Source organism: Bradyrhizobium sp. ISRA464 (genome assembly GCF_029910095.1).
In the GTDB taxonomy this organism is placed as follows: domain Bacteria; phylum Pseudomonadota; class Alphaproteobacteria; order Rhizobiales; family Xanthobacteraceae; genus Bradyrhizobium.
This window is the reverse complement of sequence record NZ_CP094526.1, coordinates 225,112-248,164: the sequence shown is the minus strand read 5'-3', so window position 1 is coordinate 248,164 and position 23,053 is coordinate 225,112. Positions and strand designations below refer to the sequence as shown.

Sequence of the window (23,053 nt, the reverse complement as noted above, 5' to 3'; positions counted from 1 at the left end):
CCCGGAATGACACTGAGACGACAAAGAAAGCCATCCATGTCCAAGAGCCTGATCGACTTGCTGTCCATTCTCGATCTCGAGCAACTCGAGGTGAACCTGTTCCGTGGCAACAGCCCGAAGACAAGCTGGCAGCGCGTGTTCGGCGGCCAGGTGATCGGACAGGCGATGGTCGCGGCGTGCCGCACCGTCGAGGGCCGGCTGCCGCACTCGATCCATTGCTATTTCATCCTGCCCGGCGATCCGCAGATCCCGATCATCTACCAGGTCGAGCGCCTGCGCGACGGCAAGAGCTACACGACCCGCCGCGTCACCGCGATCCAGCACGGCAATGCGATCTTCTCGATCATGGTGTCGTTCCACGCCGATGAGCAGGGCGCGTTCGACCATCAGGAGAAGATGCCCGACGTGCCGCCGCCGGAGAAGCTCACCGCGGAGGAAGTGTCAAAGCAGCCGATGTTCAAGGAGATGCCGGAGTTCATCCGCCGCTACTATGAATCCGACCGGCCGATCGAGCTGCGTCCGGTCGAGCTCGGCCGCTACTTCGGCCAGACAATCGACGACGGCCGCATCCATGTCTGGATCCGCACCGCGGCGAAGCTTCCCGACGATCCGGCGCTGCACATGTGCGCGCTCGCCTATGCATCGGACTTCTCGCTGCTCGATGCTGTGATGGCACGCTACGGCCGCACGCTGTTCGACAAGCGCATGATGCCGGCGAGCCTCGACCACGCGATGTGGTTTCACCGCCCGTTCCGCGCCGACGAATGGCTGCTCTACGCACAGGATTCGCCGAGCGCGCAATCAGGCCGCGGCCTGACGCGCGGCCTGATCTTCAAGCCCGACGGCACGCTGGTGGCCTCGGTCGCGCAGGAAGGCTCGGTGCGCGAGCGCAAGGCGTAGAGCGTTTTCGAGCGAAGTGGACACCGGTTCGCGTGAAGAAAACGCGTCAAAACAAGAAACTAGAGCTTCGGTTCTGATTCAATCAGGACCGAAAATGCTCTGGCGCATGATCCCTCCGCGCAAACGCAAAAGCCTCCGCGCGGAGATCATCTTCAAACCAGTCACACGCCCGGCTGCGTGCCTCGCTGCACCAGCGCGGTCTGTGACGCGATCCAGCGCATCATCCAGCGATACACCCACGGGATCGGGATGAAGAAGGCGATGCCGATAAAGGTCACGATTCCGCGCCACAGGAATTCCAGTCCAGTGCCGTTGAAGGTCACTTCGTGGCGCGTGCCCTGGATGTTCTGGCAGAACCATCGCGTCCAGGCGGCGTAGACCCACGCCCAGCCGATGATCGTGATGAACGAGACGACCGCTAGCAGGGTCCAGCCGAGATACGCCCAGAATGAGCCGGTGAAGGTCAGCCCGAGCAGCTGCCCGTTGGAGGCGATGTTCGCGACCAGCCATTTCAGGAACAGCCAGTACAGCGCGATCTCGACCAGGAAGACCAGAAGGTTGAGCGACTGAATCCCGAGCATGGACACGACGACGATGAGCACGACCGCGCCGAAGAACCAGGGCACGATCGTCATCGCCGTCCCCTCGAAGCTGAGATTCGGCCGCCCGGGCACCTGCACGCACGGCACCAGCCATTTGAGATACCAGACCAGCATCCATGGCAGCGGGATGACGAAGGCGCTTGCGACCGCGAACACGATGCTGCGCCAGATGAACTCCCAGATGCCGAAATCGATCGACAATTGCCCGCCGCCGTAGCTTGCGGATGCCATCACCGGCGGCGGCCCGCCGGCCTGCGAGAATGCCGGCGAGGCGCCGGCGCCGGGAATGAGGCCCGGAATTTCACCCGCCTTCTGCCAGCCGGCCATGCCTTCGGTCCATACCAGCGTATCGGCCCGCACCATTCCGCGGGCGATCAAGTCGCGGAGCTGAGCTTCCGGCAGAGGACCTCTTTGCTGGCCTTCCGATGCGTAAAACCAGGTTCGGTTCGACATTTTTGTTTTCCTCGGGGGCGCGCGTGGGGACGCAACGGGGCAGAACGAGCCAGCGGGACCGCTGGCCAAAGGAAAGCCACATTCTGGCCGAGGGTTTTAGCCCCGTATAGTGAGGGAGCTCACGAGCCGCGCACGTTTTCCCCTTCAACCTGCAACTTTTTTGTGCCATTTGCCTAGAAAGATGCCAGATTTGGTGGACGCAGAACGCTGGCCCCCTGGCCGGCAGGTTAGCGCCCCGGGGACAGGGCGCATGCGGAAAAACCTCAAGGGAATGAAGGCCTGACCATGAAACTCGTCGTCGCGATCATCAAACCGTTCAAGCTGGACGAGGTGCGCCAGGCGCTGACAGCGATCGGCGTCCACGGCATGACGGTGACCGAGGTGAAGGGCTACGGCCGCCAGAAGGGCCACACCGAGATCTATCGCGGCGCCGAATATGTCGTGAACTTCCTGCCCAAGCTCAGGATCGAGATCGCGGTCGATTCCGAGCTCGCCGAGAAGGCGGTTGACGTCATCACCCAGCACGCGCGCACCGGCCAGATCGGCGACGGCAAGATCTTCGTGACGCCGATCGACCACGCCCTTCGCATCCGCACCGGCGAGACCGACAACGACGCGCTCTGAGACTTCAGTTCATGACCGCCACCGGCAACGACGCCGGCGCGCAAAAAACACCACACGCCGAGGAATGATGATGGGGGCACGAGCTCTTCGTGCAGCGAAAACCGCTGCGCCGATCAATGCTGCAATCCTGCTTGCGCTGGGCACGCCGGCGTTCGCGCAGGATACGGTCAATTCGACCATCAACGCCGCCGACACCGCCTGGATGATCGTCGCCACCGCGCTGGTGTTGATGATGACGATCCCCGGGCTTGCGCTGTTCTACTCCGGCATGGTGCGCAAGAAGAACGTGCTGGCGACGATGGCGCAGAGCCTCGCCGCGGTTGCGATCGTCTCGATCCTCTGGGTCACCTTCGGCTATTCGCTGGCCTTTGTCGGCGATGGTCCGTGGCTCGGCTCGCTCGACCGCCGGTTCCTGGCGGGCCTGACGATGGACAGCATCAATCCGGCGGCGAAGACGATCCCCGAAGCGCTGTTCATGCTGTACCAGATGACGTTCGCGATCATCACGGTGGCGCTGGTCGCTGGCTCGGTCGCCGACCGCATGCGTTTCTCCGCCTATGTGCTGTTCTCGATCGGCTGGTTCATCTTCGCCTATGTGCCGCTGGCGCATTGGGTATGGGGCGGCGGCTTCCTCGCCTCGACGGGCGTGCTCGATTTCGCCGGCGGCCTCGTCGTGCATCTCTCCGCCGGCGTCAGCGGCCTGGTGGCGGCGAAGGTGATGGGCAATCGCCATGGCTATGGCAGCGAGAACCTGTCGCCGTTCGATCTGTCGCTCGCCGTGATGGGCACCGGCCTGCTTTGGGTCGGCTGGTTCGGCTTCAACGGCGGCTCGGCGCTGGCGGCCAATTCACGCGCCGTGATGGCGATCACCGCCACCCATCTCGCGGCCTGCGCGGGCGCGCTGACCTGGGGCGCGATCGAATGGGCGACGCGCCGCAAGCCGTCGGTGCTCGGCATGATCTCGGGCGCGGTTGCCGGCCTCGGCACCATCACGCCGGCCTCCGGTTACGTCGCGCCGTGGCACGGCGTGATCATCGGCATCATTGCCGGCCTGGTCTGCTACTGGGCCTGCACCTGGCTGAAGCACCGCTTCAAATATGACGACTCGCTCGACGTGTTCGGGGTGCACGGCATCGGCGGCCTGACCGGCACGCTGCTCGCGGGCATTTTCGCGGCATCGGCGATCTGCGGCACCTCCGGGCTGCTCGAGGGGAACCCGAAGCAGCTGCTGATCCAGTTCTACGGCGTCGCCGTCACGCTGGTCTGGTGCGGCGGCGTGACCTTCGCGCTGCTCAAGCTGGTCAGCGTCTTCGTCCCCTTAAGGGTCTCGGCGCAGCAGGAGCTGGAGGGCCTGGACATCACGCAGCACGGCGAGGCGCTGCAGTAAGCGCGGGCCCGCCTCCGGCTCATGTCGGGCTTGCACGACACATAAGCATATGCTTATGTGTGGACATGATCGAAGCCGACATCTTCAAGGCGCTGGCCGATCCCACGCGCCGAAAGGTCTTTGAAAAGCTCGCTGGCGGAAGCCTGAACGCCAGCGCCCTGCGCGACGGACTGGAGATCAGCCAGCCGGCGATGTCGCAGCATCTCGCGGTGCTGCGCGCGGCCGGCCTTGTGCGCGAGCAGCGGCAGGGCCGCTTCGTGAATTATGCGGTCGACCCGGACGGGATCGCCACCATCGGGACATGGCTTGCGCGCTATCGCGCCTATTGGCCGAAGCGCATGGAAGCGCTCACCGACTTGCTGAAGGATATGGATCAATGAGCGACGCAGTTGAGCCCGATCACGCCGAGGCCGCCCTGGTGCTCGAATATGATCTCGATGCGCCGCCCGAGAAGGTTTGGCGCGCCGTGACCATTCCCGCGCTGCGCCAGCGCTGGCTGCCCGATGCCGACCTTGCCGGGGCCGAGCCTGAGTCATCGGTCGCGGGCGAAGAGGTGTGCTACCGGCTCCGCGAGTCCGAACCGCCGTTTCGCGAAAGCCATGTCACCTTCCGGATCGAACCGAACGAGGCCGGCGGCACCCGGTTTCGCATCATTCAGGAGGCCTGTGACGCGCGACAAGCGCGGCCGCGGGCGGCCAACAGCAACGGCCGCTGCCTGATGCGCGCAGCGTAGAGCTTTCGACGCGTTTTCTCCACGCGAAGTGACATCCGCTTCGCTCGAAAACGCACTCACCGCCAGACGTCATCACCTGCTGAAAGGGAGGTCGCCGATGCGCGACATGCTGCAACTCGTCCCTGTGGTCGTCGAACAATCCACCCGCGGCGAACGCTCTTTCGACATCTATTCCAGGCTGTTGCGCGAGCGTATCATCTTCCTGAACGGCGAGGTCAATGACGCCATGTCCGGACTCGTCTGCGCACAGCTTCTGTTCCTGGAGGCCGAGAATCCGAACAAGCCGATCAACCTCTACATCAATTCCTATGGCGGCGTAATCACCAGCGGGCTCGCGATGTACGACACCATGCAGTTCATCAAGGCGCCGGTCCACACGCTGTGCATGGGCACCGCGCGCTCCATGGGATCGTTCCTGCTGATGGCCGGCGAGCCCGGTCACCGCGCCGCCCTGCCGAATGCCAGCCTTCACATGCATCAACCGCTCGGCGGCTTCCAGGGCCAGGCCTCCGACATTCTGATCCACGCCACCGAGATGCAGGAGACCAAGCGGCGCATCATCCGGCTCTACGCGCGACATTGCGGGCGCGGCGAGGAGGAGGTTGAGCGGACGCTGGACCGCGACCACTTCATGACGGCGCAGCAGGCGCTAGACTGGGGATTGATCGACAAGGTTCTTGCGGAACGCGAGGCCGTCTAGCGTGCGATGAGTTTGGATCGAATCGTTTCCGCCGCGGACTCGCTTCACCTCTCCCCGACGGGGAGAGGTCGATTTGCGCAGCAAATCGGGTGAGGGCCGGGGCTTTAGCGAGAGACCGTAATCCCTCACCCGGCGCTACGCGCCGACCTCTCCCAAGGGAGTGGTGACCCTCCGTTGCCGCTCCAGCCCAGCCTCATCTCATTCAGTCTCATCCATGAGGTGCCAGAACTTCGACCGGATACCACCCGCTGCCCCGCCGCTGGGCAGAATTGTGTCCGGAGTCTGTCGTGCCCGCGTTTTGAACAGAGGTGATGATATTTTAGGCGCGGCGGAATGGCGCAGTGTCGAAGACCTCCCGCAAAGCAGGAAAAGGTCCGGATTCATAATCCATTAGCTGAACCGACCGATCTGGCACGGCATTTGATTCTAAGGGTCCCGGCTGTGCCCGCGTAGTGGATGCTCTCCGCGTGGTGAACCTCAGTCGCAATTCTCCCGGTGTTTCGCACCGGGCCCAAGCGGGGATAGGACTCATGAAAATTGTTATGGCGATCATTAAGCCATTCAAGCTCGAAGAGGTCCGTGATGCCCTGACCGCCATTGGCGTTCACGGTCTCACGGTGACGGAAGTCAAAGGTTACGGCCGTCAGAAGGGCCACACGGAAATCTACCGCGGCGCCGAATATGCGGTGAGCTTCCTGCCCAAGATCAAGATCGAGGTCGCCATCGCCTCCGATCAGGTCGACAAAACCATCGACGCCATCACCTCAGCCGCCAAGACCGGCCAGATCGGCGACGGCAAGATCTTCGTCATCAGCCTCGAGCATGCGGTGCGCATCCGCACCGGCGAGGCCGATGCCGCGGCCCTCTGATTTCGCGCTCAAACCATAAGACCTCAGGAGTAAGACAACATGACGTTCAAGCGTCCCTCAGGCGCGGGACTGGCGGCCCTCGCAGTCGGCATCTTCGCCGCGACTGCCGCTCACGCCGAGCCAACCATCAACAAGGGCGACAACGCCTGGATGCTCACCTCGACGGTGCTGGTGCTGTTGATGACCATCCCGGGCCTGGCCCTGTTCTACGGCGGTCTCGTCCGCTCCAAGAACATGCTCTCGGTGCTGGCGCAGGTTTTCTACACGGTCTGCGTCGTCACCGTTCTCTGGGCCCTCTACGGCTACAGCCTCGCCTTCACCGGCGGCTCCGACTTCATCGGCGGCTTCTCCAAGGCCTTCCTGATGGGCGTGACCACGGACTCCAAGGCGGCGACCTTCTCGGTCGACGCCAACATCTCGGAGCTGGTCTATTTCTGCTTCCAGATGACCTTCGCGGCGATCACGCCCGCCCTGATCGTCGGCGCATTTGCCGAGCGCATGAAGTTCTCGGCGATCGCGCTGTTCATCCCGCTCTGGGTGACGGTAATCTACTTCCCGATCGCGCACATGGTCTGGTACTGGCCCGGTCCGGACGCGATCCAGGATGCCGCCAAGGCGCTCGCCGCGGCTGCTGACGGTGCGGCGAAGACCGCGGCCCAGGCCAAGCTCGACGAGATCAACGCCGATGCCGGCTGGATCTTCAAGAAGGGTGCGATCGACTTCGCGGGCGGCACCGTCGTGCACATCAACGCCGGCATCGCCGGCCTGGTCGGCGCGCTGCTGATCGGCAAGCGCACCGGCTACGGCAAGGAGCTGATGGCTCCGCACTCGCTGACCATGACCATGATCGGCGCCTCGCTGCTCTGGGTCGGCTGGTTCGGCTTCAATGCCGGTTCGAACCTGGAAGCCAATGGCGGCGCCGCGCTCGCCATGACCAACTCCTTCGTGGCCACGGCCGCGGCGGCGCTGTCCTGGATGTTCGCGGAATGGATCATCAAGGGCCATCCCTCGCTGCTCGGCGCGCTGTCCGGCGCGGTCGCGGGCCTCGTCGCGGTGACGCCGGCGGCCGGCTACTCCGGTCCGATGGGCGCGATCGTGCTCGGCCTGGTGGTCGGTGTGGTCTGCCTGTTCTTCTGCACGGTCGTGAAGAACGCGCTCGGCTATGACGACTCGCTCGACGTGTTCGGCGTGCACTGCGTCGGCGGCATCGTCGGCGCGCTCGGCACCGGCATTCTGGTCAACCCGGCGCTCGGCGGCACGGGCATCATCGACTACACCGCGATCCCGCCGAAGGTCGCCGATTACGACTTCGTCGCGCAGATGATCTCGCAGGTCTCGGCCGTCTGCACCACGCTGGTGTGGTCGGGCATCGGTTCGGCGATCCTCTACAAGGTCGTCGACGTGATCGTCGGCCTGCGCGCCAACGTCGAGACCGAGCGTGAAGGCCTCGACATCACCGAGCACACGGAGCGCGCCTACAACATGTGAGTTCTCCCGGGACGCGACCGCCGCAAGCGGTTGGTCCCAGAACTACGGTCCGGGCACATACCCGGCAATGCCCGGACCGTTGAGGGGCTCCAGCGCAAGTTGGAGCCCCTTTCTTTTTTCAGTTCCATGAGAAACTATATGTGGAACTGGCAGGCCAAGACGCCAAAACAAGACAACAAAACAAGACAACAAACACAGGGAGGACGTCATGAAGCTCGGAGGCGGATGCTATTGCGGCAAGGTGCGCTACGAGGCCGAGGGCGAGCCGATGATGGCGGCGCAGTGCCATTGCCGGGAATGCCAGTACATCACGGGCGGCGGGCCGAACATGTTCATGGCGATGCCGGTCGCGGGCTTCAAATACACCGCGAGCGAACCCAAGCAGTTCACCCGCAACGATCTCGAACGCGCGGTGACGCGCGAATTCTGTCCTGAATGCGGCACCCATCTGGCGACCAAGGTGCCCGGCCTGCCCGCGGCAATCCTCAAGGTCGGGACCTTCGACGATCCAAAACTCTTCAATCCGCAGGTCGCGATCTACACCTGCGACAAACAGGCCTACCACCACGTGCCCTCGGGCATGCCGGCATTCGAGAAGCTGCCGGCGCACTGAGCCGCGCGTAGTGACGTAGAGATCGAACGCCCACCGCGATGGGACTGCGCCCCCTCTCCCGCTTGCGGGGGAGGGCCGGGGTGGGGGTCTATCCGCGAGTCGTATTGGGGAGAGAGCCCCCACCCGTATCGCATCTTCGATGCGATACGACCTAAGAGCGAGCTTCGCTCGTCTCGACCCCGCAAGCGGGAGAGGTTGACCGATCCTGCGGACAGGCCGTTCTACGAGAAGTCATATGCGCTCGGCGGTGCGCAGGAGCCGCGCGGATCACGCCGCATCGCGCGCGTGCTCGACGCGATCGCGGCCATGGCGCTTGGCGGCGTAGAGCGCCTGGTCGGCGGTGCGCATCAGGTCGCCGATATCGAAGCCGCTCGTCTTGACGGTGAAGCCGATGCTGATCGTCACGGGGAGCGGCGTGGCGCCGTCGAGGATTGTCCTGGCCGCGCAGTCGCGGCGGATTTCCTCGGCGCCGTGCGCCGCCTGCTCGTGGCTGAGCCCGGTGAGGACGACGGCGAATTCCTCGCCGCCGTAACGCGCCACCAGCGCGCCGCGCCGGATCGCGAACTGACGCAACACGTCGGCGATCGCGACCAGAACCTTGTCGCCGATCTCATGCCCGTAGCGATCGTTGATCGACTTGAAGTGGTCGATGTCGCACATCAGCACCGCCGCCGACACGCCGTCGGCCTCCGCTTGGTCGAGCGCGGTGGCGGCCGCGGCGTCGAAGCCGCGCCGGTTCAAGAGGCCGGTCAATTGATCGGTCTGGGAGATCTGCGCGAGCTCGCGGCGCGTCTGCGCCAGCTCCAGCATCAAGCGACCTGCGCGATAGGACATGGCGCCGCTCAGCGACAACGCGATGAAGACGCCCGCCGTCAGTCCGAAGAGTTGCATCTGCCCGACCGTGATCGGCGCGGCGAAGTCAGAACCGAACGCCAGCGCAACCATGGTGAACGACATCACCGCACTCGCCGTCGCGGCGATCGCCATGACCTTGCCGGTGCGGCGCACCACGTCGCCGTGTGTCTCGATCTTGATGGCCATGCCCCTGCGCGCGCCTTCCGAATGGCGGATCATTCGTCCGAGGTGTCTTGCCAATTGCTGAAGGAACTTGTGCAGCGCACGCTGGCCTTAATGGCGGGTAAAGCAGCACACTAGAATGCGCGCCGACTGCTAACGCGCCCTGCTCGCAACGGCCCGGCGTTCCTGCGGGCGGCGCTGATATCACGGCGCGGGCCGCTTCGTCCGCCGTTGGCGGATCGAGCAATGCTGTTGCGCCGCGCGCGGGCTGCCGTTTCCGACTTTCGTCGGCCCTCTCCACAGATCACGACCAGCCGCCGATGGTTAATCGCGTCTTAACCTCGCCCTATCTATGGTGACTTGATCAGTTTACGGTCGGGACCTCCTCACCCCCGACCGCAGTGAAAGTGCTGGCGCTTCAAACATGGCTATGACCGCCTCATCCGGCGCGGCGCAGGGCGCCGGCATTGTCGCTTCCGCCGGCCAGGCAGAGCGTTCCCCGTTCCTGCGCACGACCGAGCTGCTGGCCCCCTATCAGCCAGCTAAGCCATTGATTACGCTGTCATTAGGCGAGCCGCAGCACCCCGTGCCCGACTTCGTCGGACCGGTGCTATCAAAGCATACCGCCGAGTTCGGCCGCTACCCGATCGCCAAGGGCATCGAGCCGTTCCGCCGGGCGGTGGCAACCTGGCTGTCGAGCCGGTTTCGACTGCCGCGCCCGGTCGATCCGGAGAGCGAGGTTCTGGTGCTGAACGGCAGCCGCGAGGGGCTGTTTTTCGCGGCGATCACCGCGGCGCGCTACGTCTCCCCGCGCAAGGGCCGGCCGGCGATCCTGATGCCGAACCCGTTCTATCCGGCCTATGGCGCCGGCGCCCGCGCCGCCGGCTGCGAGCAGATCTATCTGCCGACCACGCTAGCCAACGGCTTCCTGCCCGATCTGGATTCGATCGACGAGGCGACGCTGGCGCGCACCGTGGCGTTCTACATCGCCTCGCCCGCCAACCCGCAAGGCTCGGTCGCCTCGCGCGCCTACTTCACCCGGCTGAAGGAGCTCGCCGACCGCTTCGGCTTCATGATCCTCAGTGACGAGTGCTACTCCGAGATCTACACCCGCGAGGCGCCGGGCAGCGCGCTGGAATGCGCGGGACCCGACTTCACCAATGTGGTCGCGTTCCAGTCGCTGTCGAAGCGCTCGAACCTGCCGGGCATGCGCGTCGGCTTCGCCGCCGGCGACAAGAAGTTTTTGGCCGCGTTCCACGAGCTCCGCAACGTCGCCGCACCCCAGGTGCCGGTGCCGCTGCAGCATGTCGCCGTCGCCGCCTATAGCGACGAGGCGCATGTCGAGGAGAACCGCCGGCTCTATCGCATCAAGTTCGATTTCGCCGACCAGATCCTCGGCAACCGCTACGGCTACAAGCGCCCCGCGGGCGGCTTCTGCGTCTGGCTCGACGTCTCGCAGCGCGGCGGCGACGAGGCCGCGGCGGTCAGGCTCTATCGCGACGCCGGCGTCCGCGTGATTCCCGGCAGCTATCTGGCGCGCGAGCAGAGCGACGGTTCCAATCCGGGCGCGGGCTACATCCGCCTCGCGCTCGTCTCCGACAGTGAATCCACGGCCGAGGCATTGCACCGGCTGGTCGAAACCCTGGATTAATCGCGAAGCGCGAAGATTGAGCATGGCAGCGATCGAACGTGTCATCCCCCTGGTCGGCCATTTGCCGCACTCCATGCGCGAGTCGTTGGCGCGGCGGCTGCGCGAGCTGACCGGGCTTGGGCTGATCGCGCTCGCCGGTGTCGTCGCCGCGGCGCTGATGACCTGGTCGGTGCAGGATCCCTCGCTGAGCCACGCCACCTCGCGTGCGATCCGCAACGTCGTCGGCTATCCCGGCGCGATCGGCGCCGATCTGCTGATGCAGATCCTCGGGCTCGGCGCGATCATGCTGATGCTGCCGGTTGCGGTGTGGGGCTGGCGGATGCTGACGCACCGCCCGTTCGACCGCGAGGCGCTGCGGCTCGGCTGCTGGGTGCTGTGCACGACGATCGCGGCGGGATTTGCCAGCTGCTGGCCGCACAACACCGCGTGGCCGCTGCCGACCGGGCTCGGCGGCGTGGTCGGCGACGCGCTGGTGCGCGCGCCTGCCGTGGTGTTCGGCCCGCCCGGCTTCATCTATCGCTTCGTGCTCGGCTTGATTCTGTTCGTTGCGATGGCGGCCTTCTTCCTGTTCGCCTGCGGCTGGGGCGCCAAGGAAAGCGATCCGGAACTGACGGCGATATCAGACGACGACGAACCGTTCGTCGAGGACGAAGAGGACGATCGCAGCTCGATCTCGCTCGGCTGGCTGTTCCACGCGCTGATGAGCGCCAAGGCGCGGCTCGGCTGGCTGTTCGCGAAAGCCTATAAATCGCTGGTGTCGAGCGCGCCGCAGGGCCGCGCTGCGGCCTTCGAGCGTCAGGAGCCCAATCTCGGCGGCGGCGGCCGCGCTGCGCCGTCGATTGCGCCTGTGGCCGAAGACGACAACGAGGACGTCGAACACGACACGGAAGCTTTCGACGACGAGGAGGAGGAGGAAGAGGAGGAAACTCCCGCCGCCCGCGCGCCGCGCAAGAAGGCCGAGCCGCGCGTCAAGAAAAAGTCCTCCGACAAGTTCGAGCTGCCGTCGGTCTCCGTGCTCACCGCGCCGAAGGCGAGCGACAGCCAGCCGCTCAGCAAGGCCGAGCTCGAGGCCAATTCGCGCGCGCTCGAAGGCGTGCTGCAGGATTTCGGCGTGCGCGGCGAGATCGTCAAAGCCAATCCCGGCCCGGTCGTCACGCTGTACGAGCTCGAGCCTGCGCCCGGCATCAAGTCGTCGCGCGTGATCGGCCTGTCCGATGACATCGCGCGCTCGATGAGCGCGCTGTCGGCCCGCGTCGCCGTCGTCGCCGGCCGCAACGCGATCGGCATCGAGCTGCCGAACGCGCATCGCGAGAAGGTTTATCTGCGCGAGCTGCTGGTCGCGAAGGAGAGTACCGAGTCGGTCGCCAAGCTGCCGCTGTGCCTCGGCAAGACGATCGGCGGCGATCCCGTCATCATCGATCTCGCGCGCACGCCGCATATGCTGATCGCCGGCACCACCGGCTCCGGCAAATCGGTCGCGATCAACACCATGATCCTCAGCCTCGTCTACCGGCTGCGCCCCGATCAGTGCCGCCTGATCATGGTCGATCCGAAGATGCTCGAACTCTCCGTCTATGACGGCATCCCGCATCTCCTCACGCCTGTTGTCACCGACCCGAAGAAGGCGGTCGTCGCGTTGAAATGGGCCGTGCGCGAGATGGAAGAGCGCTACAAGAAGATGGCCAAGCTCGGTGTGCGCAACATCGACGGCTACAATGCGCGCCTCGTCGAAGCCAAGGGCAAGGGCGAGGAGCTGACGCGCACGGTGCACACCGGCTTCGACAAGGAGACCGGCAAGGCGATCTACGAGGAAGAAAAGCTCGATCTCGATCCGCTGCCCTACATCGTCATCATCGTCGACGAGATGGCCGACCTGATGATGGTTGCCGGCAAGGACATCGAAGGCGCGGTGCAGCGTCTCGCGCAGATGGCGCGCGCCGCCGGCCTGCACGTCATCCTTGCCACGCAGCGTCCGTCGGTCGACGTCATCACCGGCACGATCAAGGCGAACTTCCCGACCCGCATCGCCTTCCAGGTGACGTCGAAGATCGACAGCCGCACCATCCTCGGCGAGATGGGCGCCGAACAGCTGCTCGGCCAGGGCGACATGCTCTACATGGCGGGCGGCGGCCGCATCAGCCGCGTGCACGGCCCGTTTGCGTCGGATGAAGAAGTCGAGAAGGTGGTGCGCCATCTGAAGACGCAAGGACAGCCGGAATATCTGGAAGCGGTTACCGCGGAAGAGCCGACCGACGAGGACGGCGCTGTGTTCGATTCGACCGGCATGGGCGCGGACGGCGGCGGCGACCTGTTTGCGCAGGCGGTTGCGATCGTCAAGCGCGACCGCAAGGCGTCAACCTCCTACATTCAGCGCCGGCTGCAAATCGGCTATAACCGCGCCGCATCGCTCATGGAGCGGATGGAACTTGAAGGCATCGTCGGCCCGGCGAATCACGCCGGAAAGCGCGAAATTCTGGTCGGCGAGGAAGAAGGCCAGTTCTGATCGGACATCATCACGGAAAAACCATATCTCCCTCGGATGAGGCGCTATAGGATCGCTCAAGCGGGACGAGCGTCGAACAGAGACCTGACATATCTGATGGAAAAGCATCTCACTCACCGCGGCATGCGCTACGCGCTGGCGCTCCTCGTCTCCGCCGCGCTCGCCGGCACCACCGCAACCTCGGTGAACGCGCAGAACGTCCCGACACCGAAGCCCGCGCCGAAGAAGAGCCGGGACGGCGGCACCCAGATGAGCGCGCAGGACAAGGGCCCGCAGACGACAGGCACGACCCAGGAGCCGACGCCGATCATTCCCGATCCGCGCCGCAATGTGCCTGCCAACATCTTCCAGACCTTCGACGCCAACCAGAAGGCGCAGGCGGCCAAGGTCTCGGCCTACCTCTCGTCGCTGCAAACGCTGGTCGGCAACTTCGTCCAGATCGGCCCCGACGGCACCAAGACGAAGGGCGATTTCTACATCCAGAAGCCCGGCAAGCTGCGTTTCGAATATGACGATCCGAGCCCGGTCGAGGTCATCGCCGACGGCTCGTCGGTCGCGGTCCGCGACCGTAGGCTCGCGACCCAGGACATCTATCCGCTGTCGCAGACCCCGCTGCGTTATCTCTTGTCCGACCGCATCGATCTGATGAAGGATACCAACGTCGTCAGCGTCACGGCCGATGACGTCTACGTCAGCATCACCATCGAGGAGAAGCAGGCGCTAGTCGGCACCAGCCGCTTCCTGCTGATGGTCGGCGCCAAGGACGGCAAGCTGAAGCAGTGGACCGTCACCGACCCGCAGGGCTACGACACCACGGTTGCTGTCTACAATCTCGACTCGACGCAGAAGCCCGATCCGTCGCTTTTCAAGATCGACTTCACGACGTATCCCGGCTCCTCGCCGGGGTAGCGTTTCGCGTAGGATGGGTAGAGCGCAGCGAAACCCATCGCGATCGTGAGGCGGTAGGGCAATGATGGGTTTCGCTTCGCTCTACCCATCCTACGGCGCCGCACCTGCGAGCGAATCCAGACCTGTGGACAATTGAAATCCGCATCGACAACCGTGCTATGACGCAGCTCTCATGCGGTTCTCCGTCACAACCTGGAACATCAATTCGGTGCGGCTGCGCATCGACCTCGTCGCCAAGTTCATCAAGGCGGCGCGGCCGGACGTGCTGTGCCTGCAGGAGACCAAATGCATCGACGACGCGTTTCCGCTGAAGCGCTTCAAGCGGCTCGGCTATGAGCACGTCGCGCTGAACGGGCAGAAGGGCTATCACGGCGTCGCCATTGTCTCGCGTCTGCCATTCGAGAGCACCGACATCAGGACCTTCTGCGACAAGATCGACTCGCGCCACATCTCCGTCTCCTTCGGCGAGAAGGCGCAGCTTTCAAGACCGCTGGTGCTGCATAATTTCTACGTGCCGGCCGGCGGCGACATTCCCGACCCCGCGCTCAATCCGAAATTCGAGCACAAGCTGCAATTCCTCGACGAGATGAAAGCTTGCGAGCCGCTGCATCCGCGCGGCGACGACCGCCACATCCTGGTCGGCGACCTCAACGTTGCGCCGCACGAGAACGACGTGTGGTCGCACAAGCAGCTCTTGAAGGTCGTCTCGCACACGCCCATTGAAACCGAGAAGCTGCTCGCCGCGCAAATGCACGGCGAATGGTTCGATATCGCGCGCGAGCGGATCCCGCTGTCGGAGAAGGTCTACACCTGGTGGAGCTACCGCGCTGCCGACTGGACCGTCGGCGACCGCGGCCGAAGGCTCGACCACATCTGGGTGTCGCGCGCGCTGAAGGACCAGGTCAGCGATTTCAGGATCACCCGCGATGCCCGCGGCTGGGAGCGGCCGTCCGACCACGTGCCGGTGACCGCGGTGCTGGAAGTTTGAGGCGACGCTGCGGCCGCACTCTCGGTTTGCCTCGCCCCGTAAGAACGGGGAGAGGGGGAGAAGATCAGCCGCTCAGCTTCGCGCCCGCCATCAGGATATCGCTCGCGAGCTGGCTCGTGCGTGCCGCGAGGTCGTCGCGCAGCCGCAGCGCCGCGGCGGGATCGCTTTCCAGCACGCGCTGGAACAGGCTGCGAGCGATGCGAATCACGGAAGCACGTTCGAGCGCGGTCGCGGTCGAGGGCCGCTTCATCGCCACGATCAGCGCGAGCTCGCCGATCAGCGCGCCGGGGCCGGCGACGATCTCGGCGCCACCTTCCTCGACGCGGAATCTCCCGCTCTGGACGACATAGCCGGCATCGGCCGCGTCGCCCGCCTTGAACAGCACGTCACCGTTTTCGAAATCGCGTTGCTCGGAGCCGATCGCCAGCATGCGCAAGGAGGTATCGCCCAACAGACGCATCGTCGGGACCCGCTCGAGCAGGACTACATCATCGTCGATCGACATTCAGGGCCGGGAACCGGAGTGCGCCTCGATTTTACGAATCGTTGAGCGCAAAGCGTATCACGGCACCAGCTTGTAGCCACCGGCTTCGGTGACCAGGATTTCCGGGTTGGCCGCGTCCTTCTCGATCTTCTGGCGGAGGCGGTAGATGTGGGTTTCCAGCGTGTGAGTGGTGACGCCGGAATTGTAGCCCCAGACCTCCTGGAGCAGGGTCTCGCGCGACACTGGCATCTGGCCGGCGCGGTAGAGGAAGCGGAGGATCGCGGTCTCCTTCTCGGTCAACCGCACCTTCTTGGCATTGGCGCCGGTGAGCATCTTGGAGCCGGGCCGGAACGAGTAGGGGCCGACAGAGAACACTGCGTCCTCGCTGGCCTCGTGCTGGCGAAGCTGCGCCCGGATCCGGGCCAGCAGCACCGCGAATCGGAAGGGCTTTGCCACGTAATCGTTGGCGCCGGATTCCAGGCCCAGGATGGTGTCCGAATCGGTGTCGTGGCCGGTCAGCATGATGATCGGGGCCTTGAAGCCGCCCTTGCGCAGGCTGCGGACCACCTCGCGGCCGTCGGTATCCGGCAGGCCGACATCCATCAGGACCAGATCGGGGGAATTCGCTTTGGCGGCGCTGGCGCCCTTGGCGCCGGTATCGACTGCGGAAGCCTCGAATTCCTCGTGTAGCGACAGTTGCTCGACCAGCGTATCGCGCAGATCGGTATCGTCATCCACGATCAAGATCTTGCGGGCATTGGCCATTGGTACAATCCTTTGGGGGCAGCAGGCGGACAGAAGCGGAGGGCGCTCATGGCCGAGACTTGAGGTAGATATGGTTTCAGGTAGGCGATTGTTACCGATTCACAAGGCAGCAGCAGTTTATCCCAAAATCGGCAGGCGGGAGGTGAATGTCCTGTAATGCCGCCAGATAGAACAACCGGGGCTTCCAAGGCAAGTTTGGATTGGAGTGATTCTGAGGGGAAGGCCAGCTATTTCAATCACTTATATGACAGATGGACGTGATCGCCCGCTCTCCGCCATTCAGGTCCAGCGCGCCGCCGGAGACCCGCGCCGGGGCTGGCTGAGCGCGGACGGCTGGACGGTGCCGGTCGCGCTCGGACGCGGCGGAATCCTTGCCAACAAGCGCGAGGGCGACGGCGGCACGCCACGCGGCGTCTTCCATCCGCTGCGGCTGTGGTGGCGCGCTGACCGTCACCCGCGGCCGAAAACCTTCCTGCCGACCCGCCCGATCCGACCCGAGGACGCCTGGTGCGAAGACCCCCGGGATCGTCATTACAACCAGCCGATCCGGCTTGACCGCGAACAGACCGGCGACCGCCTGACCCGCGAGGATCATCTTTACGACTTCATCGTCGAGATCGACCACAACGCCACGCCGCGCGTCGCCGGCCGCGGCAGCGCGGTGTTCCTGCACCTGGCGCGCACCAATTTCTCGCCGACCGCCGGCTGCGTCTCGATGACGAAATCGTCGATGCTGCGCCTGTTGCGGCGGATGAGCCCGCAGACCAGGATCATCATCGGCTAAGCTTAACCCACATGGTGAGGAGCAGCGCGTCTCTGGACGACGCTTCGCGTCGCCAGGCGAACCATGAGGCCCGAGCGGTGGCCTGCATCCTTCGAGACGCCGCTTTGCGAGGGACTAAAGCGCCAATGACGCAACAGGACGATAGTTTGAGACTATGACAATGCTCGACAACAACCAGATCGCGGCGGCCTCGAAAGTCCTGCACGACCACTGGCGCGCCGGCACCAAGCTCGGCGCGCTCGACGGCGCGATCCGGCCGCGCGACCGCGCCGAAGGCTATGCCGTGCAGGCCGCGCTGGAGAAAACCTCGCGCGAAAAACTGTTCGGCTGGAAGATCGCCGCGACCAGCGCGGCCGGCCAGAAGCACATCAATGTCGCAGGCCCGCTCGCCGGGCGCATCCTCGCCGAGACCGTGATCGCCGATGGCGGCACCGCCTCGATGAAGGGCAACGAGATGCGCGTCGGCGAGCCGGAATTCGCCTTCCGCATGGCGCGCGATCTGCCGCCGCGCACGGCGCCCTACAGCGTGCAGGAGGTGCTCGATGCGGTCGGCACGCTGCATCCCGCAATCGAGATTCCGGATTCGCGCTTCACCGATTTCACCGCCGCCGGCGAAGCGCAGTTGATCGCCGACAATGCCTGCGCGCATCTGTTCGTGCTTGGAGCGGCGACCTCGGCCGACTGGCGCGCGATGGATCTGATCGAGGAGCGGCCGACCATCACGCTGCGCGGCCGGCACTACACCGGCCATGGCAAGAACGTGCTCGGCGATCCCCGCGTCGCGCTGGCGTGGTGCGCCAATGAACTACGCGGTCTTGGGCTGACGCTGCGGGCAGGGGAGGTGATCACAACCGGCACCTGCCACCCGCCGCTGCCGATTGCAGCCGGCGATGTCTTCGCGGCGGATTTCGGCGTGCTCGGAAAAGTGTCGGTGCGGTTCGCGTAAGCTGTGATTTTCCACCTCGCCCCGCCTGCGGGGAGAGGTCGGATCGCATCGCTAGATGCGATCCGGGTGAGGGGGTACAGGACCCTCCAAACACAACGCTCGCGGAGAGAGCCCCTCACCCCAACCCTCTCCCCGCAAGAGCGGGGCGAGGGAGCGCTGCGTCGCTCGGGGCAACGAGTTTATCTTGCCCCAAAGATCGCCGAGCCCACGCGCACATGGGTGGCGCCCATCTGGATCGCCACCGCAAAGTCCGCGCTCATCCCCATCGAGAGATTCTTCAGGCCGTTGCGTGCGGCGATCTTGGCGCAGAGTGCGAAATGCGGCGCCGGCGCCTGGTCGACCGGCGGGATGCACATCAATCCCGAGATCTGCAAACCGTATCTGTCGCGGCAGGCGGCGATGAAGGCATCGGCGTCCTGCGGAGCGACGCCGGCCTTCTGCGGCTCCTCGCCGGTGTTGATCTGGACGAACAATTCCGGCTGCTTGTGCCGGGATTTGATTTCCTTGGCTAATGCTTCGCAAATGCTCGGCCGATCGACGGAATGGATCGCATCGAACAGCGCGACGGCCTCCTTGGCCTTGTTCGACTGCAGCGGCCCGATCAGATGCAGCACCAGTCCGGGGTTGGACTGCATTAACGCCGGCCACTTGCCTTTCGCCTCCTGCACGCGATTTTCGCCGAATACGCGCTGTCCCGCGGCGATAACGGGTGAAATGGCATCGGCCGCGAAGGTCTTCGACACCGCGATCAGCGTCACCGAGGCGCGATCGCGGCGCGCTTCCTTGCAGGCACGCGCGATCTCCTGCTCGACGGCGGCAAGGCCGTTTGGTGAATGGGCTGATAACGGCGTGGTCGGGCTTTGCGGCATGTTTGTATCGTTTTCTGACGTACGGTGGTGTTGGTCGAATTTTACCAAATTCGGGAAAGGCTTTTTGAAGCCCTTCATCTTACCTTGGCGCACGGGCAAGGGACCAAGATGTCGGGCGTAACCTTCAACCGCAACCGGGTGAAACTCAAGAAGGTTCTGGGCATTCGTGCCCGGCTGGCCTTGCTTGCAGTGATGCTGGTTGCGCCCCTGATGCTCGATCGGGTCCGCACGCTGGAGGCGTTCCGCGCCAAGCAGATCGCGCAGGCAGCGGAAGTCTACGCCAATCTGACCAGCCATTCCGCCGAAACCCAGCGCGAGGTGGTTTCCTCGGTCGAAACCATGCTGAAGTCGGCCGCCTATATCAGAGCCTCCGGCGGCATCGCGCGGAGCTGCGAGGTGCTGCGCGCCAGCCTGCCGACGATCCTGCCGTGGATCAGCAGCATCATGTTCGCCTCCCGCGACGGCGTGGTGCAGTGTTCCACGCTCAACGCCCAGGTCGGGATCAATCTCGCCGAGCGCGACTATTTCAAGAAAGCGCAGAGCACGCGCGGCTTCGTCTTCAGCGATTATTTGTTCGGCAAGCCCAATGGCCGTCCGATGATGATGGCCGCCTATCCGGTCGCCGCGATCAATCCGGAGGAAGATGCAGTCGTCGTCGCCGGCATCAATATCGACTGGCTTTCGCAGATCATGGGCAATCTCGGCGGACAGCCGGGCATGTCGGCGGTGCTGGTCGACAGCACCGGCGTCGTGATCGCCGCGCCATCGGACCATGCGAGCCTGATCGGTCGCTCGCTCGACACTGTTCCGTTGATGTCGGCGATCGCGGAGAAGGCGCTGAGCTACGACGAGCCCTCGGGCTCGGTGTCGTTCACTGCGTCCGACGGCGCGCAACGCACGCTGAGCTTCGCCCGCATTTCCGGAACGCAGTCACGGCTGATCGTGAGCATGGATGAAGCCAAGGTGACGGCGGCGATCAACCGCGAGATCCGCACGGCCTATCTGCAGCTCGGCTTCGTCTGCCTGTTCGTGCTGCTTGGCGCACTGGTCGGCGCGGAGAAGCTGATCATCAAGCCGATCGAGCTGATGACCGGCATGGCACGCCGGTTCGGGGAGGGTGACTGGTCTGCGCGCGTCGCCAAGCACAAGCTGCCGTCGGAGTTCGTTCCGCTGGCGCGCGCCTTCAATGCGATGGCCGCGCGGCTCAGCCAGCGCGAGCGCGAGCTCCTCGCCTCCAATGATCGCCTGACCTTGATGGCCTCGATCGACGCGCTGTCGGGCCTTGCCAATCGCCGCGGCTTCCAGAGCCGGCTCGATTTCGAGTGGATGAAGTCGCAGCAATATGACTCCGCGCTGTCGCTGTTGATGATCGATGTCGATCACTTCAAGCTCTACAACGACACCTACGGTCATCCCGAAGGCGACACCTGCCTCACCAGGATCGGCGAAACGCTGTCCGGTATCGCCGCCGACACGATGGGCTTTGCGGGCCGCTATGGCGGCGAGGAATTCTGCCTGCTGCTGCCGAACACCGACGCCACGCGGGCGCTCGCGATCGGCGAGACCGTGCGCACGGCGGTCCTCGGGCTGGCAGTGCCGCACTCAACGTCGGGCCACACCATCGTCACCGTGAGCGTCGGCGTCGCGACGACGAAGCCGAACGACGCCCTTCGCCCCGGCGATCTGATCGAAGCCGCCGACGCCGCGCTCTACGCCGCCAAGGGCCGTGGCCGCAACGCGGTGGTCGAGCATGGATTCGTGAAGGCGCAGGACGAAGCCGGGATGGCGATGGCGAGTTGAATCACGGCCTCGAGGCTTTGCGAAGCGGATTGACCGATCGCATTCACCGCAGGGGGTCTTACTAAGACTTCTCGAAACAGGCGCGACGCTTCCTGCGTTGGCGTCCAAAATTGCCGAAATCAGAGCCGCCGTTCTTAAATGTTGGCGAAAGTAAATACATGTCGCCTGTGAATAACGGGACAAAGGCTTTCTTAGCCTGAGAATCCTTCAACACTCGCATATACTTGCGCGGGTGACCGAAGCGAGTCACCTGCGTCTTCCACCATATTTAGTGTTTGATTCAGAAACTCGTACTTATCCTTGACGGGCGTTACGGAACAGCACTAGCTTCATAGGTGTTCGGCGCGAGGTGTTTGGGTCCCGCCGACGTTCCCGCAAAAGGGTCCCATAGAAAGGGCAACTTCACAGCTTTGTCGCTGCGGAGAACGGGAAGTCGTAAGCGATCTGGCAGTCGCTTACCGCAAATGAGAAAGCCGGACCTCTGGCAAGGCCCGGCTCAGAACTTGACTGCAATGAACCTTGGCAGGCGTTGCAGCGGCGTCCTCTCAACAAGGTGCACACTTGCGCACGCGGATTCTGCTGTCAACGCCTCCAAGGTTCGATTCGGAAATTAAAACGGAATCGAACCATGCAAGACAATCTTCCTAGTACAGCTAAACCTTATCGCCTCACGTTCGAGGACGCAGTTTATGTGTGGCTGCGTCACTGGCGCGGCGAATATCAGCATCACATCGCAGCATCCTATAACGTGAACCCGGGTAGGGTGAATGAGGTGCTGAAGGAGCGCACTTTAGCCGCGCTGAGGCAGCCAAACGCCTGCCGTCAGTCGCCTAACGCGAACCCGAGGAGCCCGGCCTACTTGCCGGGCTTCTCTCGTTTGGCCTTCTTCGGCGTTCGCTTTTTTGCAGATCGGTCATTTGCTTTTTGACCAGCAATTCGCGAACCACGGAGCACCGTTTGCAGTCTTCGCTCCGCCTCTTCGTCACTGTACTTATGGTCTTGCTTCTAGGCTTCGTCATGCGAACTCCTGCTAAACCGGAAGAAATCCTGGAGGTCTACGTTGATGAGAGCAGCCAAACCAAGCATCGATACTTAGTGCTTGGCGCGGTCGTGGTGCGCCTGACGAATTCTCAAAACATCAATGATCTAATTGCAGAAGCACGATCGCCGGAATTGCCGTTCAACGAACTGAAGTGGACGAAAGTCTCGAAAGCAAAGTTGCCGGCATACAAGCGAGTTGTGGACCTGATTTTCGGCAATTCGGACCAGATCCATTTTCACTCGCTTTTCGTCGACACCTCGAAACAAGACCATAAGAAGTTCAATGATGGCGACAGCGAGATAGGTTTCGCTAAGGAGGTCTATCAGCTGGCTAACAAGGTCGGCCGTCTATACGGCTCCGATTACTTCCATATCTATCCCGACTATCGAGACACCAACAGCACGCCCGAAGAGTTGCGTCTCATATTGAATCGCGCAGCGGCCAAGCGGGGAGACAAACGTGACTGGCCTATCCGCCGATGTCAGTTTCGCAATTCAAAAGAAATCCAGCTGCTCCAAGTGGTGGACGTGATCATTGGCGCTATTGCGTACCTCCTCAATGGACATGACAAAGCAAGGGACGCCAATCCGGCCAAGGTAGAGCTTGCTCAACACATCATCAAGCGAGCGGGCATCACGGACATCTCGAAGGGAACTGCCAGAGAGGGCAAGTTCACGGTGTGGCCGCGCAAGTTAAGGGGTGGTCCCTAGCCTATAGATTGAGGTCTCTTCGCCCATAGGGGCTGGGTTTCAATCCTCGCCTTTGGGCGAGCGCCACTGCCTAGGCAGTGGCTTCAGGCTAGGGAGTTGGAGAGAATATAGCGACAGCTTCACAGGTTGTGAATCCCGGGGAAAAGTATATTTTTTGCAATGCCTTACAGGGCTTGCGTTAATAAACGCAGGATCAGGGGCGCGTCAGCCAGATCA

At 63.7% G+C, this 23,053-nt stretch carries 23 protein-coding genes; 18 read left to right on the top strand and 5 right to left on the bottom strand.

The window, feature by feature from the left end; all coding sequences use genetic code 11:
- The first annotated feature begins 36 nt into the window (after nt 1-36).
- A complete protein-coding gene (tesB, locus tag MTX19_RS01185; protein ID WP_280974817.1) occupies nt 37-900 on the top strand; it encodes an acyl-CoA thioesterase II in 864 nt (287 codons plus the stop codon).
- A 161-nt stretch (nt 901-1,061) separates the two neighbouring features.
- On the opposite strand, the gene MTX19_RS01180 is transcribed toward tesB, so the two are convergent.
- Entirely contained in the window at nt 1,062-1,955 is an 894-nt protein-coding gene (locus tag MTX19_RS01180) for a GYF domain-containing protein (RefSeq protein ID WP_280982096.1), read from the bottom strand.
- A 285-nt stretch (nt 1,956-2,240) separates the two neighbouring features.
- Here MTX19_RS01180 and MTX19_RS01175 point away from each other — a divergent pair, with 285 nt between their 5' ends.
- The 8 genes from MTX19_RS01175 to MTX19_RS01140 all read left to right on the top strand — a co-directional run bounded on the left by MTX19_RS01175 (nt 2,241) and on the right by MTX19_RS01140 (nt 8,369).
- Complete coding sequence (locus tag MTX19_RS01175) at nt 2,241-2,579, top strand: P-II family nitrogen regulator (RefSeq protein ID WP_280974815.1); 339 nt, start codon at nt 2,241-2,243, stop codon at nt 2,577-2,579.
- A gap of 70 nt (nt 2,580-2,649) precedes the next feature.
- The gene (locus tag MTX19_RS01170) at nt 2,650-3,966 is read left to right on the top strand and encodes an ammonium transporter (RefSeq protein ID WP_280982095.1); all 1,317 of its coding nucleotides are present in this window, start codon (nt 2,650-2,652) and stop codon (nt 3,964-3,966) included.
- A gap of 65 nt (nt 3,967-4,031) precedes the next feature.
- The gene (locus tag MTX19_RS01165) at nt 4,032-4,346 is read left to right on the top strand and encodes a metalloregulator ArsR/SmtB family transcription factor (protein WP_280982094.1); all 315 of its coding nucleotides are present in this window, start codon (nt 4,032-4,034) and stop codon (nt 4,344-4,346) included.
- Nucleotides 4,343-4,699, top strand: a complete 357-nt coding sequence (locus MTX19_RS01160) for a hypothetical protein (protein ID WP_280982093.1) — start codon at nt 4,343-4,345, stop codon at nt 4,697-4,699. The genes MTX19_RS01165 and MTX19_RS01160 overlap by 4 nt, the downstream gene beginning before the upstream one ends.
- A 97-nt stretch (nt 4,700-4,796) precedes the next feature.
- Nucleotides 4,797-5,399: an ATP-dependent Clp protease proteolytic subunit gene (locus MTX19_RS01155; RefSeq protein ID WP_280982092.1), complete on the top strand. Its 603-nt coding sequence runs from the start codon at nt 4,797-4,799 to the stop codon at nt 5,397-5,399.
- Nucleotides 5,400-5,929: 530 nt separating this feature from the next.
- The gene (locus MTX19_RS01150) at nt 5,930-6,268 is read left to right on the top strand and encodes a P-II family nitrogen regulator (protein ID WP_066514990.1); all 339 of its coding nucleotides are present in this window, start codon (nt 5,930-5,932) and stop codon (nt 6,266-6,268) included.
- A gap of 39 nt (nt 6,269-6,307) precedes the next feature.
- Nucleotides 6,308-7,756: an ammonium transporter gene (locus MTX19_RS01145; RefSeq protein ID WP_280982091.1), complete on the top strand. Its 1,449-nt coding sequence runs from the start codon at nt 6,308-6,310 to the stop codon at nt 7,754-7,756.
- A gap of 208 nt (nt 7,757-7,964) precedes the next feature.
- Nucleotides 7,965-8,369 (top strand): GFA family protein, encoded by a 405-nt coding sequence (locus tag MTX19_RS01140; protein WP_280982090.1) that lies wholly within the window; start codon nt 7,965-7,967, stop codon nt 8,367-8,369.
- Between the two features lie 267 nt (nt 8,370-8,636).
- On the opposite strand, the gene MTX19_RS01135 is transcribed toward MTX19_RS01140, so the two are convergent.
- Entirely contained in the window at nt 8,637-9,410 is a 774-nt protein-coding gene (locus MTX19_RS01135) for a GGDEF domain-containing protein (protein ID WP_280982089.1), read from the bottom strand.
- A 400-nt stretch (nt 9,411-9,810) separates the two neighbouring features.
- Between MTX19_RS01135 and MTX19_RS01130 the strand changes: the two genes are divergently transcribed.
- From MTX19_RS01130 to MTX19_RS01115, 4 genes are all read left to right on the top strand, one after another.
- Complete coding sequence (locus MTX19_RS01130) at nt 9,811-11,037, top strand: aminotransferase class I/II-fold pyridoxal phosphate-dependent enzyme (RefSeq protein WP_280985796.1); 1,227 nt, start codon at nt 9,811-9,813, stop codon at nt 11,035-11,037.
- A 16-nt stretch (nt 11,038-11,053) separates the two neighbouring features.
- Nucleotides 11,054-13,540 (top strand): DNA translocase FtsK, encoded by a 2,487-nt coding sequence (locus tag MTX19_RS01125; protein ID WP_280985795.1) that lies wholly within the window; start codon nt 11,054-11,056, stop codon nt 13,538-13,540.
- Nucleotides 13,541-13,636: 96 nt separating this feature from the next.
- Complete coding sequence (locus MTX19_RS01120; RefSeq protein ID WP_280982087.1) at nt 13,637-14,449, top strand: outer membrane lipoprotein carrier protein LolA; 813 nt, start codon at nt 13,637-13,639, stop codon at nt 14,447-14,449.
- Nucleotides 14,450-14,621: 172 nt separating this feature from the next.
- Nucleotides 14,622-15,437 (top strand): exodeoxyribonuclease III, encoded by an 816-nt coding sequence (locus MTX19_RS01115; protein WP_280982086.1) that lies wholly within the window; start codon nt 14,622-14,624, stop codon nt 15,435-15,437.
- A gap of 64 nt (nt 15,438-15,501) precedes the next feature.
- Here the strand turns inward: MTX19_RS01115 and MTX19_RS01110 are convergent, their stop codons facing one another.
- Complete coding sequence (locus MTX19_RS01110; RefSeq protein ID WP_280982085.1) at nt 15,502-15,942, bottom strand: cyclic nucleotide-binding domain-containing protein; 441 nt, start codon at nt 15,940-15,942, stop codon at nt 15,502-15,504.
- A gap of 57 nt (nt 15,943-15,999) precedes the next feature.
- On the bottom strand, nt 16,000-16,686 hold the full coding sequence (locus tag MTX19_RS01105; protein WP_280974802.1) for a response regulator transcription factor: 687 nt from the start codon (nt 16,684-16,686) through the stop codon (nt 16,000-16,002).
- 244 nt (nt 16,687-16,930) lie between these two features.
- Between MTX19_RS01105 and MTX19_RS01100 the strand changes: the two genes are divergently transcribed.
- Nucleotides 16,931-17,470 (top strand): L,D-transpeptidase family protein, encoded by a 540-nt coding sequence (locus MTX19_RS01100; protein ID WP_280982084.1) that lies wholly within the window; start codon nt 16,931-16,933, stop codon nt 17,468-17,470.
- Between the two features lie 160 nt (nt 17,471-17,630).
- Nucleotides 17,631-18,416, top strand: a complete 786-nt coding sequence (locus MTX19_RS01095; RefSeq protein WP_280984658.1) for a fumarylacetoacetate hydrolase family protein — start codon at nt 17,631-17,633, stop codon at nt 18,414-18,416.
- Between the two features lie 179 nt (nt 18,417-18,595).
- Here the strand turns inward: MTX19_RS01095 and MTX19_RS01090 are convergent, their stop codons facing one another.
- A complete protein-coding gene (locus tag MTX19_RS01090; protein ID WP_280982083.1) occupies nt 18,596-19,285 on the bottom strand; it encodes a YggS family pyridoxal phosphate-dependent enzyme in 690 nt (229 codons plus the stop codon).
- Between the two features lie 108 nt (nt 19,286-19,393).
- Between MTX19_RS01090 and MTX19_RS01085 the strand changes: the two genes are divergently transcribed.
- The 3 genes from MTX19_RS01085 (at nt 19,394) to MTX19_RS01075 (ending at nt 22,837) form a co-directional block, all read left to right on the top strand.
- On the top strand, nt 19,394-21,085 hold the full coding sequence (locus MTX19_RS01085; protein ID WP_280982082.1) for a diguanylate cyclase: 1,692 nt from the start codon (nt 19,394-19,396) through the stop codon (nt 21,083-21,085).
- A gap of 628 nt (nt 21,086-21,713) precedes the next feature.
- On the top strand, nt 21,714-22,013 hold the full coding sequence (locus MTX19_RS01080) for a hypothetical protein (protein ID WP_280982081.1): 300 nt from the start codon (nt 21,714-21,716) through the stop codon (nt 22,011-22,013).
- Nucleotides 22,014-22,042: 29 nt separating this feature from the next.
- The gene (locus tag MTX19_RS01075) at nt 22,043-22,837 is read left to right on the top strand and encodes a DUF3800 domain-containing protein (protein ID WP_280982080.1); all 795 of its coding nucleotides are present in this window, start codon (nt 22,043-22,045) and stop codon (nt 22,835-22,837) included.
- Nucleotides 22,838-23,053: the final 216 nt, after the last annotated feature.

Coding starts and splice junctions, on each gene's coding strand:
- MTX19_RS01175 (WP_280974815.1), top strand. CDS start 2,241: ATGAAACTCGTCGTCGCGATCATCAAACCGTTCAAGCTGGACGAGGTG.
- MTX19_RS01140 (WP_280982090.1), top strand. CDS start 7,965: ATGAAGCTCGGAGGCGGATGCTATTGCGGCAAGGTGCGCTACGAGGCC.
- MTX19_RS01165 (WP_280982094.1), top strand. CDS start 4,032: ATGATCGAAGCCGACATCTTCAAGGCGCTGGCCGATCCCACGCGCCGA.
- MTX19_RS01180 (WP_280982096.1), bottom strand. CDS start 1,955: ATGTCGAACCGAACCTGGTTTTACGCATCGGAAGGCCAGCAAAGAGGT.
- MTX19_RS01115 (WP_280982086.1), top strand. CDS start 14,622: ATGCGGTTCTCCGTCACAACCTGGAACATCAATTCGGTGCGGCTGCGC.
- MTX19_RS01080 (WP_280982081.1), top strand. CDS start 21,714: ATGCAAGACAATCTTCCTAGTACAGCTAAACCTTATCGCCTCACGTTC.
- MTX19_RS01095 (WP_280984658.1), top strand. CDS start 17,631: ATGCTCGACAACAACCAGATCGCGGCGGCCTCGAAAGTCCTGCACGAC.
- MTX19_RS01130 (WP_280985796.1), top strand. CDS start 9,811: ATGGCTATGACCGCCTCATCCGGCGCGGCGCAGGGCGCCGGCATTGTC.
- MTX19_RS01110 (WP_280982085.1), bottom strand. CDS start 15,942: ATGTCGATCGACGATGATGTAGTCCTGCTCGAGCGGGTCCCGACGATG.
- MTX19_RS01170 (WP_280982095.1), top strand. CDS start 2,650: ATGGGGGCACGAGCTCTTCGTGCAGCGAAAACCGCTGCGCCGATCAAT.
- MTX19_RS01155 (WP_280982092.1), top strand. CDS start 4,797: ATGCGCGACATGCTGCAACTCGTCCCTGTGGTCGTCGAACAATCCACC.
- MTX19_RS01090 (WP_280982083.1), bottom strand. CDS start 19,285: ATGCCGCAAAGCCCGACCACGCCGTTATCAGCCCATTCACCAAACGGC.
- MTX19_RS01105 (WP_280974802.1), bottom strand. CDS start 16,686: ATGGCCAATGCCCGCAAGATCTTGATCGTGGATGACGATACCGATCTG.
- MTX19_RS01135 (WP_280982089.1), bottom strand. CDS start 9,410: ATGGCCATCAAGATCGAGACACACGGCGACGTGGTGCGCCGCACCGGC.
- MTX19_RS01085 (WP_280982082.1), top strand. CDS start 19,394: ATGTCGGGCGTAACCTTCAACCGCAACCGGGTGAAACTCAAGAAGGTT.
- MTX19_RS01160 (WP_280982093.1), top strand. CDS start 4,343: ATGAGCGACGCAGTTGAGCCCGATCACGCCGAGGCCGCCCTGGTGCTC.
- tesB (WP_280974817.1), top strand. CDS start 37: ATGTCCAAGAGCCTGATCGACTTGCTGTCCATTCTCGATCTCGAGCAA.
- MTX19_RS01100 (WP_280982084.1), top strand. CDS start 16,931: ATGACAGATGGACGTGATCGCCCGCTCTCCGCCATTCAGGTCCAGCGC.
- MTX19_RS01145 (WP_280982091.1), top strand. CDS start 6,308: ATGACGTTCAAGCGTCCCTCAGGCGCGGGACTGGCGGCCCTCGCAGTC.
- MTX19_RS01150 (WP_066514990.1), top strand. CDS start 5,930: ATGAAAATTGTTATGGCGATCATTAAGCCATTCAAGCTCGAAGAGGTC.
- MTX19_RS01120 (WP_280982087.1), top strand. CDS start 13,637: ATGGAAAAGCATCTCACTCACCGCGGCATGCGCTACGCGCTGGCGCTC.